Source organism: Stenotrophomonas sp. SPM (assembly GCF_003105135.1).
In the GTDB taxonomy this organism is placed as follows: domain Bacteria; phylum Pseudomonadota; class Gammaproteobacteria; order Xanthomonadales; family Xanthomonadaceae; genus Stenotrophomonas.
In genome coordinates this window covers 1-16,427 of sequence record NZ_QETL01000089.1, presented here as the reverse complement: position 1 = coordinate 16,427, position 16,427 = coordinate 1, and the positions used below count along the sequence as shown (strand labels likewise).

Genomic DNA, 16,427 nt, shown 5'->3' with positions numbered 1-16,427 from the left:
TACCTGCAGGCTGTTGGTAGCGCCGGGCCATGCCCGGCTAAGCAATCAGAACACCAGTTCGGTGTGCAGCGGCAGATCCGCTTCCCAGCGGCCGCGGCCACCCAGGCCGTCCAGCTCGACCAGCACGCCGGCGCCGACCACTTCAACGCCCAGGCGGCGCACCAGCGACAGCGCGGCACCCAGCGTGCCGCCGGTGGCCAGCACGTCATCGATGATGGCCACGCGCGCGCCGGCCGGCAGCGCGTCGGCATGCACTTCGATGCAGTCGCTGCGGTACTCCAGGGTGTATTCCTCGCGCAGCACCTTGCCCGGCAGCTTGCCCGGCTTGCGCACCGGCACGAAGCCCACGCCCAGTTCCAGCGCCATGGCGGCGCCCAGGATGAAACCACGCGATTCGATGCCGACGATGGCATCCAGCTGCTGCCCGCGCCAGCGGTCGGCCATGGCCGTGATCGCGCCGCGGAAGTCCTCGCCGTGGGCGAGCAGCGGCATGATGTCCTTGAACAGGATGCCGGGCTTCGGGAAATCGGCGATATCGCGCAGGCGCGAGGCCCAGGCGGGGACAGCCACGGTGGCGTCGGTCATTGCAGCTACCAGCTTGTATGGCGGCATAGGGTAACCGGTTCGCCGCGACCCTGCCCGTTCCCGGCACCACCGCGCCGCTGCGTTCCACGCATGGCCTCGCAGCATCACACCAAAATCGCACACCTGTGCGATAATCGCCCCAACCGGTCATTCACCCCGCCTGCGTCATAAGCAGGCAGACGCCTGCCCGCCGCCATGGCCCGCAGCCGCCCGGGATGCCGACGGCCCCCGCCACGCCTGGCGCGCGCGGGGCTTTCCCGCCTCCGCGCGGGTTTTTCGCAATGAGGTTCATGCAACGTGGACGAGACGACGAAAGTTCCGGCCCTGTGCCGTGTGCTGGTGGTCCTGCTGGGCATCCTGGTGACCCTGTTCGGCCTGGTTCTGCTGGTCGGTGGTGTTCGCCTGGTAATGCTGGGGGGCAGTTGGTATTTCCTGCTGATGGGTGCGGTGTCGGCCGTGGCCGGCGTACTCCTGGTGATGCGCCGGCCGAACGGTGCGCTGCTGTACGGCCTGGCCTTCGTGGCCACGCTGGTGTGGGCGCTGGTGGATGCAGGCTGGGAGTTCTGGCCGCTGGTCTCGCGCCTAGTGATGCCGGCCGTGCTCGCCCTGCTGGTCGCACTGGCCTGGCCGGTACTGCGCCGCAGCCGCGGCCAGGTCGCCGGCCGGGGCGCCTACGGCGTGGCTGCGGTGCTGCTGGTCGGCCTGCTGGGCACGGCCTTCTCCGCCTTCCAGCCGCGCCCGGTGCAGAGCGCACAGGGCACCACGCCGCCGGTGGTGCCGGTGGCCAAGGGCGCTGAACAGCGCGATTGGATGCACTGGGGCAACACCACCGCCGGCACCCGCTTCGCCGCGCTGGACCAGATCACCCCGGCCAACGTGAAGGAACTGCAGGTCGCCTGGACCGCGCACACCGGTGACGTGCCCGAAAGCAACGGCTTCGGTGCCGAGGACCAGAACACCCCGCTGCAGATTGGCGACACCCTGTACCTGTGCACCCCGCACAACCAGGTGATCGCCATCGACGCCGACTCCGGCAAGCAGCGCTGGGCCTTCGATCCCAAGGCCACCGCGCCGAACTGGCAGCGCTGCCGTGGCTTGGGCTACTTCGACGCGACCACGGCACCGGCAGCTGCAACGTCGGCTGCGCCGGAACCCGCGCCGCAGCCGGCCACCGAGACCGCCAGCACCGGCCCGGCCCTGTGCGAAAAGCGCATCCTGATGACCTCCATCGATGCGCGCCTGTTCGCGCTGGATGCGAAGACCGGCGCGCTGTGCCCGGACTTCGGCAGCAACGGCGTGGTCGACCTGAAGACCGGCATGGGCGAGATCAAGCCCGGCTTCTACACGCTCACCGCCGCCCCGCTGGTGGCCGGCGATCTGATCGTGGTCGGCGGCCGTGTGGCCGACAACATCGAAGTGGGTGAACCGTCCGGCGTGGTGCGTGCATACAACGTGCGTACCGGCGCGCTGGCCTGGGTCTGGGACCTGTCGAAGGAAACGCCGGACGTGCCGTTGGATCCGTCGATCCACTACACGCGCGCCACGCCGAATGTGTGGACCTCGATGGCCTACGACCCGCAGCTGGGCCTGGTCTACCTGCCCACCGGCAACACCACGCCGGACCAGTGGGCCGGCGAGCGCACCCCGCAGGATGACAAGTACAGCTCGGCTGTTGTCGCGCTGGACGTCGCCACCGGCAAGGAGCGTTGGGTCTACCAGACCGTGCACCACGATCTGTGGGATTACGACCTGCCGGCGCAGCCGACCCTGACCGACGTGCCCGACGGCAAGGGCGGCACCCTGCCGGCCCTGCTGCAGATCACCAAGGCCGGGCAGATCTTCATGCTCAACCGCCAGACCGGCGTGCCGATCAGCGAAGTGCGCAACATCCCGGCGCCGCAGGGCAATGCCGAAGGCGAACGCTATGCCGCGACCCAGCCGCTTTCGGTGGGGCTGCCGCAGATCGGCGCACAGACGCTGACCGAGTCGGACATGTGGGGTGCGACCCCGATCGACCAGATGCTGTGCCGCATCCAGTTCAAGCAGTTCCGCTACGACGGCATGTACACGCCGCCGGGCGAAGACCTCGCGCTGCAGTGGCCGGGTTCGCTGGGTGGCATGAACTGGGGCAGTGCCTCGGTCGACCCGACCACCGGCTACCTGTTCGTCAATGACATGCGCCTGGGCCTGTGGACCAAGCTGATCCCGCGTGCACAGATGACCAGCGGCGCCGGTGGCGTGGAAATGGGTGCGGCTTCGCAGACCGGTACGCCGTACGGCTCGCTGCGCGACCGCTTCCTGTCCAAGCTGGGCATCCCCTGCCAGAAGCCGCCGTTCGGCACGATGTCGGCGATCAACCTGGCCACCCGCCAGCTGGTCTGGCAGGTGCCGGTGGGCACGGTGAAGGACACCGGGCCGATGGGAATCAAGATGGGCCTGCCGATTCCGATCGGCATGCCGACCCTGGGTGGTTCGCTGGCTACGCAGTCGGGCCTGCTGTTCTTCGCCGGTACGCAGGATTACTACCTGCGCGCCTACGACAGCCGCACCGGCGAGGAAGTGTGGAAGGCCCGCATGCCGGTCGGCAGCCAGGGCACGCCGATGACCTACGTCTCGCCGAAGACCGGTCGCCAGTACGTGGTGATTTCCGCCGGTGGCGCACGCCAGTCGCCGGACCGTGGCGACTATGTGATCGCCTACGCGCTGCCCGAGCGCAGGTAAACCGTGCCACGCGGTGCAGCCTGCCAGGCTGCGCCGCGTGGGTACCGGTTGCCGGTTCCAGCGCTTACCATGCAAGGTCGAACCTGATGAAAGCTGCTGCCATGCCTGCCGTTCCTCCCAGCCGTCGCCCCAAGCGCCCGCCTGCGCCACCGCAGGATCGTGGCCTGGCCCATGAGCTGATGCAGCAGATCCAGGACAACCAGGGCGATCCGGATTTCATGACCTCGCTCGGCCGCGGCCTGGCCGTGCTGAGCGTGTTCTCGCAGCATCCACGCGAAGTGACGATGTCGCAGATCAGCACCGATACGGGCATCTCGCGCGCAGCGGTACGGCGCGTGCTGTACACGCTGGAAAAGCTCGGTTACGTCGGCGAGCAGGGCCGTGGCTTCGTGCTGCTGCCGCGCGTGCTGGGCATGGGCGGCGCCTATGTCGCCTCGTCGTCGATGACCGCGGCGGCGCAACCGGTACTGGATGCGCTGCGCGATGACGTGCACGAATCCTGCTCGCTGGGAGTGCTCGACGGCGATGACATCCTGTACGTGGCGCGCGCGGAAACCGTGCGCATCATGTCGATCGGCCTGCGTGCTGGCAGCCGCCTGCCGGCGTACTGCACCTCGATGGGCCGCGTGCTGCTGTCGGCGCTGCCGCGCGACACGCTGGAAGGCTACCTGGAACGCAATCCGCTGCGGCCGCGTACCGAACGCACGGTCACCCGCATGGACGATTTCCTCGACCTGCTGGAAAAGGTGCGTCGCGAAGGCGTTTCGCTGGTCGACCAGGAGCTGGAGATCGGTCTGCGCTCGATCGCTGTGCCGGTGCATTCGCGCAGCGGCGAGGTGGTGGCCGCGCTGAACATCGGCACCCAGGCGGGCCGCATCGGCCTGGGCGTGATGCAGACCCAGCTGCTGCCACGCCTGCGCGAGGCGGCACAGCGGTTGGGTACGTTGTTGAATTGAGGCAAAGCCGCCGGGCATGGCCCGGCGGATTCCGTATCAACGTTCCGAAGCCTGCTCTTCCAGGATCGGCTTGGCCAGCGCGAACGCGTGGTTGGCCGCGGGCACGCCGCAGTAGATCGCCGCCTGCAGCAGCACTTCCTTGATCTCCTCCGGCGTCACCCCGTTGTTGCGGGCCGCGCGGATGTGCAGCTTGAATTCCTCGTCGTGGCCCAGCGCCACCATCATCACGATGGTCAGCAGCGAGCGCGTATGCCGCGGCAGTCCCTCGCGCGTCCACACCGTGCCCCACGCCGTGCGGGTGATGAAGTCCTGGAATTCAGTCGTGAATTCCGTGCGCGCCTGCAGCGAGCGGTCGACATGCGCCTCGCCCAGCACCTGGCGGCGCACCGCAAGACCGGCTTCGTAGCGTTCCTGTTCGTCCATCGTCGTGTACCTGTTGAGGGATGTCAGTGCTGCGCGGAAAGATGCGCGGCCAGTGCGGCGGTGAACGCCTGCGGCGATTCCAGGTTGCAGATGTGGCGGCCCGCAACGGCGGCATAGCGCCCCTGCGCCACGCCCTCGGCGATCGCCTGCAGCTCGGCCGGCACGCAGACCGGATCGTCATCACCGGCAATGGCCAGCATCGGCACGCCGATGCTGGCCAGTGCATCACGGAAGTCGGCCGTGCCCACCGCATTGCAGCAGCCAGCGTAGCCTTCGACGCTGGTGGCGAGGAAACGCTGCAGGATGTCCTCCACCTGGCTGGCATGGGTCTGTGCGAAGCCGGCGGTGAACCAGCGCTCGCGGGTGCCATCCACCAGCGGCAGCAGACCATCGTGCTGGACCTGGGCGATGCGCGCCTGCCAGCCGTCCAGCGTGCCGATCTTCGCCGCGGTAGCGGCCACGGTGAGCGTACGCAGACGGTTGCCGGCGTGCACGCCCAACCACTGCCCGGTCAGGCCGCCGATCGACAGGCCGCAGAAGTGGCTGCGCTCGATGCCGAGGTGATCCCACAGGGCCAGCACGTCGGCGCCCAGCTCGGCCACGGTGTACAGCCCCGGCGGCGCACTGGACTGGCCATGGCCGCGGCGGTCATAGCGCAGGATGCGGTACTGCGCGGCCAGTGCATCCACCTGCGGCTGCCACATGCCCAGGTCGGTACCGAGCGAGTTGCAGAAGGTCAGCCACGGGCCATCGGCGCGGCCCTCGGTCTGGTAATGCAGGCGATGCTGCGGAAGGTCGAGGAAGGGCATGGGGGCTCCAGCGTTGAACGTAGGGATCAGCCGCGCGCCAGCACGCGGTCGATCCAGGTATCGGCCATGCCACGCCAGCTGTCGGCGGCGAACAGGGCATCCAGTTGTGCGGGTGAAAGCTGCGCGGTGACCTCCGGCGTCTGCGCCAGCACCTCGTGCAGGTGCAGCGACTGCGCCAGCGCCTGCTTGGCCGCCTGTTCCACCAGCGCATGCGCGGCCGGCTTGCCGATGCGCTCACCCAGGGTGACCGCCACGGCTTCGGCATAGAGCAGGCCGCCATGGCTGTCCAGATGCTGGCGCATGCGCGCGCGATCCAGCTGCAGCCCCTGCACCACCACGGTCACCTGGGCCAGGCTGCCGGCGCACAGGCGCACGATCTCCGGCACCGTGTCCCACTCGGCATGCCACTGCCCGGCCGCACGCTCGTGGGGCTGCGGCATGGCGCTGAACAGGGTCGACAACAGGCCCGGCACACGCGTGGCCGCGGCGATGGCGGCCACGCAGCCAACCGGGTTGCGCTTGTGCGGCATCGCCGAGGAACCGCCCTTGCCCTCGCCTGCCGGCTCGAAGGCTTCAGCAACTTCGGACTGCATCAGCAGCACGATGTCGGTGGCGATCTTGCCCAGGCTGCCGGTCAGCAGCGCAAACACGCTGCCGAACTCGGCGATGCGGTCACGCGCGGTGTGCCAGGGCAGCGCCGGCAACGGCAGCTGCAGCTCGGCGGCCAGCGCTTCGGCCACGTCCAGCCCACGCGTCTGCAGCGAAGCCAGCGTACCGGCGGCTCCGCCGAACTGCAGGACCAGGGTGTCATCAGCCAGCGCATCGAGGCGACGCTGGCTGCGCTGCAGGGTATCGAGCCAACCAGCGGCTTTCAGGCCGAAGGTGACCGGCACCGCCTGCTGCAGCAATGTGCGCCCGGGCAGGCCGGTGCCGCGCTCGGCCTCTGCCAGCCGCGCCAGCGCGGTACACAAAACCTGCAGGCGCGCCTGCACGTGGCTGACCGCCGCGCGCAGCTGCAGCACCGCGCCGCTGTCGATGATGTCCTGGCTGGTGGCGCCCCAGTGCACCCAGCGCGCGGCCTCGGCATCGCCCGCCTTTACCTGTGCGGTGAGTGCCTTGACCAGCGGAATGGCCGGGTTGCCGGCCAGTGCGGTCGCCGCCGACAACGCGGGAACCGCGTACAGATCGGCGCTGCATGCTGCTTCAATCGGGGCCAGCGCAGCGGCGGGGATCACCCCGCACTGTACCTGGGCGCGCGCCAGGGCGCGTTCAACATCCAGCATCGCCTGCAGGCGTGCTTCATCACTGAACACAGCGTCGACGGCGGGGTCGCCGAACAGACCGCCCAGCAGCGTTGGGGAGTGGCTCATCGGTGCAGTCCATCCTGGGTGGCCACAGCTTACCCGCGCCCGCTGCATGCGGGCGTGGAGTGGCCGGAAGGCGCGTTGGCCGCGCCGCGATCAGTAAGCGAAGAACACCGTCTCGTCCGGGCCCTGCATGCGCACGTCCCAGTGGTAGAGGCCCCTGCCCTGCGCCTGAGCCAGCAGGGTGTGGCGGCGCTCGGCGGGCACCAGCGCGAGAATGCCATCCTCGCCGTTGCTGGCTTCATCACTGAAGTAGATGCGGCCACGGGTGGCCTGCAGCAGGCCGCGCATGAACACCAGCACCACCAGGTGCGGTGCCTGCGGCTCGCCACGCAGGCCCGGCACGCGGCCCGGCTTGACGGTGGTGAAGGCGAAGCGGCCCTGGTCGTCGGTGGGAACACGGCCCCAGCCATCGAAGGCCGGATCGTGGTCATCACGGCGCGGGTCTTCGCCATGGGCGTAGATGCCCTGCGCGTCGGCCTGCCAGATTTCCAGCACGGCATCGGACACCGGCGTGCCATTGCCATCGAAGACCTGGCCCTGCACTTCGATGCGCTCGCCCTGCGCGGTGGCCGGGGCGATTTCGGTGCGGTACAGCGGTTCCAGGCCCAGGCGGTAGTACGGGCCCACGGTCTGCCACGGAGTGGATTGGAAACTCATGGTCTTACTCCCAGACGGTCATCTTGCGACCGCGCAGCACGATGTCGAAGCGGTAGCCGAGTGCGAATTCGTTGGCGGTGTTTTCCCAGTCGAACGAGGACACCATGCGCTCGCGCGCCTTGGCGTCGTCCACGCAGTTGTAGATCGGGTCGAACGCCAGCAGCGGATCGTTGGGGAAGTACATCTGCGTGACCAGGCGTTGGCCGATGCCATCGCCATGCAGCGAGAAATGGATGTGCGCCGGGCGCCAGGCGTTGTAGTGGTTGCGCCACGGGTACGCGCCCGGCTTGATGGTGGTGAACCGGTAGCGGCCTTCGCTGTCGGTCAGCACCTGGCCGGTGCCCTTGAAGTTCGGGTCCAGCGGCGCATCGTGCTGGTCGCCCTTGTGCAGGTAGCGGCCGGCGGCGTTGCACTGCCAGACCTCGACAATGGTGTTGCGTACCGGGCGGCCGTTCTCGTCCAGCACGCGGCCGCTGACGATGATGCGCTCGCCCTGCGGCTGGCCGGGGAAGCCGGCGGTCAGGTCGGCGGCATGCTCACCCAGGGTGATGCGGTTGATGCTCGGGCCGGTCACTTCCGAGAGCGTCACCGGGATGGCGATCGGGTCGGTACCCGGGCCACGCAGCGCGGTGGAGGCATACGGCAGATGGATGCGCGGCGGCTGGCTGCCGGGGTACGGCTTGCGGTAGCCGCGCAGTTCGGTGGGATCGCTCATGGCGTACTCCTGTTGGCGAGCGGCCCGAAGGCCGCGGCTGTCTTGCAGATCATGGATACGGGCGAAGGCTTACACGCGTTCGATGGCCAGCGCCACGCCCTGCCCCACGCCGATGCACATCGTCGCCAGGCCGCGGCGGCCGCCACTGGCTTCCAGCTGGCGCAGCAGGGTCAGCGCCAGGCGCGCGCCGCTCATGCCCAGCGGGTGGCCCAGGGCGATGGCCCCGCCGTTGGGGTTCACGTGCACGGCATCGTCGGCCAGGCCGAGCTGGCGCATGCAGGCCAGGCCCTGCGAGGCGAAGGCTTCATTCAGTTCGATGGCATCGAAATCGGTGATGGACAGGCCCAGCCGCGCCATCAGCTTCTGGCTGGCCGGCACCGGGCCCATGCCCATGATCGCCGGCTCGACACCGGCGCTGGCGAAGCCGAGGATGCGCGCGCGCGGGGTCAGCCCCAGCGCCTTCACCTGCGCGCCCGAAGCGAGCAGCAGTGCGGCGGCACCATCGTTGATGCCCGAGGCATTGCCGGCGGTGACCGTGCCCGGCTGGCGGAACAGCGGCTTGAGCTTGGCCAGCGCCTCGGCGGTGGTATCGCCGCGCGGGTGTTCATCGCGGTCGACGGTCACCATCTCGCCGCGCTTGCGGCCCGGCACGTCCACCGCCACGATCTCGCCGTCGAAGAAACCGCGCGCCTGCGCAGCGGCGGTGCGCTGCTGGCTGCGCAGGGCGAACGCATCCTGGTGCTCGCGACTGATGCCGTAGCGCTCGGCCACGTTCTCGGCGGTCTGGCCCATGGTCTCCACCCCGTGCAGCTCACGCAGGCGCGGGTTGATGAAGCGCCAGCCCATGGTGGTGTCTTCGATCTGCTGGTCGCGGGCGAACGGCGAAGTCGCCTTGCCCATCACGAACGGCGCGCGCGACATCGATTCAACGCCACCGGCAATGGCCAGGCCCAGTTCGCCGGCGGCGATGCCACGGGCCACGGTGCCGATCGCATCCAGGCCCGAACCACACAAGCGGTTGATCGTGCTGCCCGGCACCGTCACCGGCAGGCCGGCCAGCAGCAGGCTCATGCGGGCGACGTTGCGGTTGTCTTCGCCGGCCTGGTTGGCACAGCCGAGGTAGACATCCTCGACCAGCACCGGGTCCAGCTGCGGGTGCCGCGCCAGCAGCGCCTTCAGCGGAACCGCGCCGAGGTCGTCGGCGCGCACACCGGACAGCGCTCCGCCGTAGCGGCCGATCGGGGTGCGGATGCCATCAATGATGTAGGTTTCGTGCAGGCTCATCTCAGACTCCCTCGGCCAGTGCCAGCGGCAGGCCGGTCAGTTCACGCAATTGTTCGATGTCCATGCCCTCGACCATTTCCAGCACGGTCGCGCCGTCGGCGCCGAGGTCGAACACCGCCACATCGGTATACACGCGCGATACGCAGCGCAGGCCGGTCAGCGGGTAGCTGCATTCGGCCACCAGTTTGCTTTCACCCTTCTTGGTGAACAGGTCCATCATCACGAAGACCTGCTTGGCACCGATGGCCAGATCCATCGCGCCGCCCACGGCAGGAATCGCGTCGGGCGCACCGGTGCTCCAGTTGGCCAGATCACCGTGTGCCGACACCTGGAAGGCACCAAGCACGCAGATGTCGAGGTGGCCGCCGCGCATCATCGCGAACGAATCGGCATGGTGGAAATAGCAGCCACCGGTGAGCAGGGTGACCGGCTGCTTGCCGGCGTTGATCAGGTCCGGATCTTCCTGGCCGGGGGTCGGCGCCGGCCCCATGCCGAGCAGGCCGTTTTCCGACTGCAGGAAGATCTCCTTGTCGGCCGGCAGGAAGTTGGCCACCGTGGTCGGCAGGCCGATGCCCAGGTTGACGTAGGCACCTTCGGGAATGTCGCGCGCCACGCGCGCGGCCATCTGTTCGCGGCTGAGCTTGTTCATGCCTGCACTCCTTCTGCGGCCACCGGCACCACGCGCTGCACGAAAATGCCCGGGGTCACCACGGCCTCCGGGTCCAGTTCGCCCAGCGCCACCACTTCACGCACCTGCACGATGGCGCAGCGTGCGGCCATCGCCATCAACGGGCCGAAGTTGCGTGCGGTCTTGCGGTACACCAGGTTGCCCCAGCGGTCGCCACGGTCGGCCTTGATCAGTGCGAAGTCGGCGTGCAGCGGGTATTCAAGCACGTAGTGGCGGCCATCGATCTCGCGCGTTTCCTTGCCCTGCGCCAGCTCGGTGCCGTAGCCGGTGGGGGTGAAGATCGCGCCCAGACCGGAACCGGCCGCGTGGATGCGTGCGGCCAGGTTGCCCTGCGGCACCAGCTCCAGTTCGATCTCACCGGCGCGGTAGGCCGCATCGAAGTGCTGCGAATCGGCCTGGCGCGGGAAGGAGCAGACGATGCGGCGCACGCGCTTGTGCTTGATCAGCGCGGCCAGGCCGGTATCGCCGTTGCCGGCGTTGTTGTTGATGATGGTCAGTTCGCGCGCGCCCTGTGCAATGAGCGCATCGATCAACTCATCGGGCATGCCGGCGGTACCAAAGCCGCCGATCATCACGGTGGCACCATCATGGATATCGGCCACCGCTGCTTCCACGCTGGCCAAGGTCTTGTCGATCACTGCATTGCTCCTTGCCCTGCCTGCCGGCGGTCATCGCCGCCACGCTGCAGGGCCACTGCGAAGGGAAAACACGACCCGGACATGGTCGCCACGGCGCCCCGTCCGGTCAATGCGATATTCGGCCAGGTGATTCGATAATCGCACATTGAGTGAACTGCGTTGGCCATCGGTTCAACGCCGGTTCTGGCCGACGCCCACCCGCAGGCCGAGGCACGCCCACGCAGCCAGCAGCAGCGGCAAGGCGCACAGCACGTACAGCGCCGACGGCTGCCAGTGGCCATCCACCAGCACGCCCACGGTGAGCGGCGAAAGGATCGCGCCGACACGGCCGATGCCGATGGCCCAGCCGAGGCCGGTGGTGCGCACTTCGGCGGCGAACACCACCGGCGCTGCCGCGTACAGGCCGGCCATCGCCGCGAACAGGGCCGCACCGATCACGAAGGCCAGCGGGAAGGCCACGCCCAGCTGCGTGTTGAACGCCGCAAAGCCCAGCATCGACACCATCGCCAGCAGCAGCGCGCCAGCGGTCAGCTTCGACAGCGACCAGCGCGAAGCCAGCCAGCCAAACAGGCTGCCGCCTACGATGCCGCCCAGGTTCAGCAGCACGCCACCGGTGATGCCCTGCTGCGCCGACACGCCGGCCGAGACCAGCAGCTTCGGCGTCCAGCTCAGCACGAAATAGAAGGCGAACATGTGCAGGAAGAAGGCGAGCGCGATCAGCAACGCGATGCGACGCAGGTCGCCGACGAACAGCGCGGCGTACCCTTGGCGCTGGCCATCACGCACCGGCACCGGCGGCAGTGCCTGCAGTTCCGGCATGCGCATGCGCGACAGCAGCGCGTTCAGCCGCGGCAGCGCGTTGGCCGGGCGACGTGCGACCAGGAAATCCAGCGATTCCGGCAGGCACTTCAGCACCAGCGGAATGCACAGCAGCGACGCGCCTGCACCGATCAGGAACACGCTGTGCCAGGACCAGTGTTCCAGCATCCACGCCGCCAGCAGGCCGCCAGCGGTGGCACCGATAGGATAGCCGGTGGCCTGCAGCGCGACCGCCGTGCTGCGCCACTTGGCGTTGGCGTACTCGGCGGTGATCACCCCGACACCGGCCAGCATGCCGCCGATGCCGACGCCGGTGTAGACGCGCAGCGCGCCCAGCTGCCAGGCGTTGGCGGCCAGCGCCGACAGCGCCATGCCGCTGGTCAGGATCAGCAGGCAGCAGACGATCATCGGCCGCCGACCCCAGCGGTCCGCCAATGGCGCCAGCAGGAACGAACCCAGCGCCATGCCGACCAGGCCGGCACTGAGCATCAGCCCCAGCACCTTGCCCGACAGTTCCCAGTCTGCCGACACGTGCGGCGCGGTGAAGGCCATGACCATCACATCGAAGCCATCGAGCATGTTCAACAGCACGCAGATGGCGATGGCGGTCCACTGGAACGGACTCATCCGTTCAAGGACAAGCGGCGGTGCAGCGGCGGAGGCGTGGCTCATGGTGCGGTTTCCTGCAACAGCGTGGTGCGGTGGAACGTCCGGCGGGGAAGGTCTCAGTGACCGGCCTGGCTGGATGCATGGATGACCTGCAGGACGTCCTGCAGGCGATCGACCTCGACCTGGCCCGGCGCCGACGGGGTGCCGATCATGCCGAAGGTGAGGGCCTGGCCGAAGGTTTCGCCGGCCAGGCGCGAAACCACGCCGGTGCCGCCCATCGACATGGTCAGCAGCGGCTTGTCGCTCTGCTGGCGCACCTGCCAGGTGGCATCGAGCAGGGCCAGCACGTCGCCGGCATCACGCGGCATCACCGCGATCTTCAGCACGTCAGCGCCGAGTGCCTGCTGCTTCAGCAGGCGCGCTACGATCTCCTCGCGCGGCGGCGTGGCATGGAAGTCATGGTTGGACATCACCACCTTGACCCCGGCCTTGTGCGCCTGTGCCACCAGCGACTGCACGACCTTCGGGTCGCGGAACATCTCCACGTCGATCAGCTGGGCGACGCCGCCGCGCAGCAGCGTGGCGTACAGCGCACCATAGTCGGCATCGCTGATCGGCTTGGCACCGCCTTCGGCCTGGGTGCGGAAGGTGACGATGACCGGCTTGCCGGCCAGCGTGGCCTGGATGCGCTGGCCGAGTGCGACCAGTGCCTTGCCATCGGTGGCGATGTCCAGGTAGTCGATGCGCCACTCGGCGATGTCGGTGGACTTGCTGGCGGCAATGGCGGCGGCCTGCTGCAGGGCGACCTCAGCGGTGGCGCCGGTGATCGGCACGATGGTGCGCGGGCTGCCCTCGCCGATGCGCAGCTGGCCGACCTGCAGCACCGCCGGCGGCGGTGCGGCCAGGGCCAGCAGGGGGGAGGCGCTGAGCGCACCGGCGAGGACAACGGAAGCCAACGGGAATTTCATGGCAGTCACCAGAGCATGGAGGGAGCGCGCGGCCATCAGAAGGTCACCTTGGCCTGGACACCGACGGCCCAGGCGTTGTCGGTACCGCTGTAATTGAACGTGCCCGGGTTGACGATGTACTGCACGTCCGGGCGGATCATCAGCCACGGGTTCACCTGGAAGCTGTAGGACAGTTCGAACAGCTCCTCGGCCTGGCTGAGGTTGTACAGCGGCGAATCGGTGGGCACGCCACCGCTCATCAGCGTGGCCCGGCGCGCATCGACCAGGCGGTCGTTGATGTCGGCGCCGACGTAGCCCAGCGCGATGCTGTCCTGCGCGCGCGAGCCGATGCCCTGGTAGACGCCACCCAGCGCGTACCAGCGTTTGATCTGCGCGGTATCGGTATCGGACACCATGTACTGCGCGAAGGCGGTGAGGCCGCGGCTCGGGTCGGCCGATTCCTGGGTCAGGCGCTGCTCGGCCAGCACGTAGGCGCCGTGGCGGCCGGTGGTCGGCGAGGTGTCCAGGCCGCGCTTGTCCACGCGCGAGGTGTCGTAGTAACCGCCGAACTTGTACACGCCTGCGTAGCGGCTGCCCTTGGCCGGGGTCCAGGTCACTTCCACCGGGAACAGCGAACCGGTGGTACCCGAGACGAACGGACGGAACGCGTTGCGCTCGATGTTGCCGCCCAGGTTCGGATTGACCTGGAACCAGCCGGTGCGGACGTTCACCGCCGGGCTGATCTGCTGCGCGAACTCGCCGCCCCAGCGCGCCATCGGGTAGTTGTACCAGCCACTGTTGCCGGACATGGCCAGCGGATGCGCACAGAAGGCCGCGTTGACGAAGTGGGTCAGCAGGCTGTGCAGGCCGAACTGGTTGCCCATCGCGTAGTAACCCAGCTTGTAGTACGACTGGCCCGCATTGAAGGTCTGGTCGTAGCTCAGCTCGGTCAGGCGCGTGTACTGGCCGCCGTACGCTTCCTGGATCGGGAAGCGGTTGCCGACGAAGTCCACCGAGGTGCTGCGGCCGCGACGGTCGTTGAGGGTGAAGTGGAACGCACCGCCGTCCCAGCCGGCCAGCTTGCCCATGTCCAGGTCCATGCCCACGCGCACCTGCTGCGCATAGCGCGCGCCGGTCTCGCCGTAGCCACCATCGACCACGCCCATGGCCTCGCCCACGTAATCGCCGCGGAAGGCGATGCCGCGCTCGAACAGGTCGGTGCGGGTGCTGCCCCAGTCGCCGGTGAGCGTCTTGCCTTCATAGCGGTTGCTGGACTGCGCGCTGGCGAGGGCCGGCAGCAGCGCGGTGGCCAGGATGCCCAGGGACAGGCCCAGTGACGGGGATTTCGCAGGATTCATGATCGCGGTCTCGTGGAGGTGATCAGCGCAGCGACAGCGGCGCGCTCAGGGGGGAGGTGGCGCCCTGCGCCGAGGTGACCGTGGCGGTCAGGCTGCCGGCAGCGGCAGCATCTGCCCCCGCACCGAGCGGGAAGGTGAAGCTGCCGTGCCCCTGCGCATCGGTGCGGGCTTCGACGCTGCCCAGCACCAGCTCGGCCTCGCTGCCGTTGGCGGCGCGGTTGCCGAACACTTCCACCTGGTAGCGGGAATCCGGGGCCCCCTGGAAACGACCGTTGAGCTGGCGCTGCGCGCCCTTGCCCTGCACGGCGGTCAGCTGCGGCGCGGCCTGGCCCAGGTTGGGCAGCGGCTGGCAGTCGGCCTGGCCGGCGGCGGTGCAGATGCGCGCACGCTTGGACGGATCGTTGTCGACGCCACGGCCGCGCGAGCCGACGAAGCTGGCGTGCTCCAGGCCCGGCACACCGAACACGATGGCACCGCGCGGCTGGCCCTTCACGCAGGCGCCGCCGGCCTCGCAGCGCTCGATCGGCAGGCCGTTGCCATGGATGCGGTTGGCGGTGAAGCGGTTCGGCGCACTCATCGGCTGCGGGCGCACGCCGATGCCGATGCCATTGCCGGTGATGGTGTTGCCATCGACCACGTTGCCGCTGCCGGTGATGCTCAGGCCCAGCGAGTTGCCGGTGAAGGTGTTGGCGGCGATGTAGTTGCGGTTGCCCCAGTTGATCTGCAGGCCATCGGAATAATCGACGAAGCGGTTGTGGACCACGCTGTTGTCGTTGCCCCACAGGATCTCGATGCCCTGTGAGGGTTCCGGGTTGGCGCGGGTGGACTGGAACAGGTTGTCGGCCACCAGGTTCCAGGCCGCGCCACGGGTCAGCTCCAGGCCGTCGCCGTTGTCGAGGAATTCGTTGCGCACGATGCGGTTGTGCACGGTGGTGGTGGCGGTGGACTGGCCCTTGCCGTCGTCGCCGGTGAGCATGATGCCGGCGCCGCCCTTGTTGGCGACGATGCGGTTGTCATGGATCTCGTTGTGGCTGGAACGGTTGACCAGCACGCCGATGCAGAAGTTGCGGATCTCCAGGCCGGCCAGCTCCACGCCCTGGGTATCGCGCAGGACCAGGCCCGGCAGCGTGGTGGTGCGCACGTTGGTACCGGACTGGCCGGGTTCGGCGCCCGGGCAGGCATCGGTGCCGGTGCCGGTGACGTAGGCCGAGCCGTCGATGGCGACGTACTGGCCATCGCGCGCCCACGACGTGCCGATGATCTGCACCGGGCCCTTGATCTCCGGCAGCGGCGCGGCCGGCTTGATGACGTAGGGCGCGGCGCCGACGGCATCGATCTCGATGCGGTAGCGGCCCGGCGCGGCGTTGGCGGTGGTGATGGCCCAGCGCAGCGAGCCGGCGTTGGCATCGTCGGCATAGCGGTCCACGCGCAGGACCTGCAGGGCTTCGCGCGGCGGTTCGGCCTGGTAGGCCAGCGCCAGCGACGGCAGCACGGCAAGCAGGGACAGGGAAACAACGGACAGACGACGGCGCATGCGAGCACTCCGCACAGGTGAAGGGAAATCCGGCGGTCTTCCCCTGCACCTGGCTTCAGCACCGGACCGGCTGCTGCCCTCGCCCCGCCAGGGGTGGATCGCTTGGACTGCTATGAAACTGTGGGAGTGAAATTAGGTTTATCGCACTGCACCATTCAAGTGCGGTAATCGACTACGTGTGCGAATACCGCACTGAATGGGTAATACCATCGTTGTAGAGGGGGTGTTGTCGGCAGGGCTGCCGCCCTGCACCTGCCAGGAGCAAAGGCAAGGTCAAAGGCCAGAGCGGCTCCGGTTTTCTGTGTGTTGGGCGGGGC

At 68.6% G+C, this 16,427-nt stretch carries 15 protein-coding genes; 2 read left to right on the top strand and 13 right to left on the bottom strand.

The features are described from left to right. Positions 1–45: 45 nt before the first annotated feature. Positions 46–585 carry an adenine phosphoribosyltransferase gene (locus tag DCO49_RS15715; RefSeq protein WP_108768603.1) on the bottom strand — a complete coding sequence of 180 codons (540 nt, stop codon included), beginning with the start codon at positions 583–585 and terminating at the stop codon, positions 46–48. Between the two features lie 297 nt (positions 586–882). On the opposite strand from DCO49_RS15715, the gene DCO49_RS15710 reads away from it, so the two are divergent. Continuing rightward, positions 883–3,306, top strand: coding sequence for a membrane-bound PQQ-dependent dehydrogenase, glucose/quinate/shikimate family (locus DCO49_RS15710; RefSeq protein ID WP_116864826.1), 2,424 nt, complete (start codon positions 883–885; stop codon positions 3,304–3,306). Positions 3,307–3,407: 101 nt separating this feature from the next. Beyond that, positions 3,408–4,262, top strand: coding sequence for an IclR family transcriptional regulator C-terminal domain-containing protein (locus tag DCO49_RS15705; RefSeq protein WP_116864825.1), 855 nt, complete (start codon positions 3,408–3,410; stop codon positions 4,260–4,262). Between the two features lie 36 nt (positions 4,263–4,298). On the opposite strand, the gene pcaC is transcribed toward DCO49_RS15705, so the two are convergent. The 12 genes from pcaC to DCO49_RS15645 form a co-directional block, all read right to left on the bottom strand. Next, positions 4,299–4,685, bottom strand: a complete 387-nt coding sequence (pcaC, locus tag DCO49_RS15700; RefSeq protein WP_108768600.1) for a 4-carboxymuconolactone decarboxylase — start codon at positions 4,683–4,685, stop codon at positions 4,299–4,301. Between the two features lie 23 nt (positions 4,686–4,708). Further along, positions 4,709–5,494, bottom strand: a complete 786-nt coding sequence (gene pcaD, locus DCO49_RS15695) for a 3-oxoadipate enol-lactonase (RefSeq protein ID WP_116864824.1) — start codon at positions 5,492–5,494, stop codon at positions 4,709–4,711. Positions 5,495–5,520: 26 nt separating this feature from the next. Then, the gene (locus DCO49_RS15690) at positions 5,521–6,864 is read right to left on the bottom strand and encodes a 3-carboxy-cis,cis-muconate cycloisomerase (protein ID WP_116864823.1); all 1,344 of its coding nucleotides are present in this window, start codon (positions 6,862–6,864) and stop codon (positions 5,521–5,523) included. A 90-nt stretch (positions 6,865–6,954) separates the two neighbouring features. Beyond that, positions 6,955–7,518, bottom strand: coding sequence for a protocatechuate 3,4-dioxygenase subunit alpha (pcaG, locus tag DCO49_RS15685; protein ID WP_116864822.1), 564 nt, complete (start codon positions 7,516–7,518; stop codon positions 6,955–6,957). Positions 7,519–7,522: 4 nt separating this feature from the next. Next, on the bottom strand, positions 7,523–8,233 hold the full coding sequence (pcaH, locus tag DCO49_RS15680; RefSeq protein WP_116864821.1) for a protocatechuate 3,4-dioxygenase subunit beta: 711 nt from the start codon (positions 8,231–8,233) through the stop codon (positions 7,523–7,525). A gap of 69 nt (positions 8,234–8,302) precedes the next feature. Then, positions 8,303–9,511: a 3-oxoadipyl-CoA thiolase gene (pcaF, locus tag DCO49_RS15675; RefSeq protein ID WP_116864827.1), complete on the bottom strand. Its 1,209-nt coding sequence runs from the start codon at positions 9,509–9,511 to the stop codon at positions 8,303–8,305. A gap of 7 nt (positions 9,512–9,518) precedes the next feature. Beyond that, complete coding sequence (locus DCO49_RS15670; protein ID WP_116864820.1) at positions 9,519–10,166, bottom strand: 3-oxoacid CoA-transferase subunit B; 648 nt, start codon at positions 10,164–10,166, stop codon at positions 9,519–9,521. Beyond that, positions 10,163–10,843, bottom strand: coding sequence for a 3-oxoacid CoA-transferase subunit A (locus tag DCO49_RS15665; RefSeq protein ID WP_116864819.1), 681 nt, complete (start codon positions 10,841–10,843; stop codon positions 10,163–10,165). Before DCO49_RS15665 ends, DCO49_RS15670 begins: the two co-directional genes overlap by 4 nt. Positions 10,844–11,014: 171 nt before the next feature. Beyond that, positions 11,015–12,334, bottom strand: a complete 1,320-nt coding sequence (locus DCO49_RS15660) for an MFS transporter (RefSeq protein WP_165835741.1) — start codon at positions 12,332–12,334, stop codon at positions 11,015–11,017. A 53-nt stretch (positions 12,335–12,387) separates the two neighbouring features. Then, positions 12,388–13,239 carry a type I 3-dehydroquinate dehydratase gene (gene aroD, locus DCO49_RS15655; RefSeq protein WP_243402760.1) on the bottom strand — a complete coding sequence of 284 codons (852 nt, stop codon included), beginning with the start codon at positions 13,237–13,239 and terminating at the stop codon, positions 12,388–12,390. A 35-nt stretch (positions 13,240–13,274) separates the two neighbouring features. Beyond that, positions 13,275–14,576: a carbohydrate porin gene (locus DCO49_RS15650; protein WP_116864816.1), complete on the bottom strand. Its 1,302-nt coding sequence runs from the start codon at positions 14,574–14,576 to the stop codon at positions 13,275–13,277. Between the two features lie 22 nt (positions 14,577–14,598). After that, positions 14,599–16,110 (bottom strand): right-handed parallel beta-helix repeat-containing protein, encoded by a 1,512-nt coding sequence (locus DCO49_RS15645; RefSeq protein ID WP_116864815.1) that lies wholly within the window; start codon positions 16,108–16,110, stop codon positions 14,599–14,601. Positions 16,111–16,427: the final 317 nt, after the last annotated feature.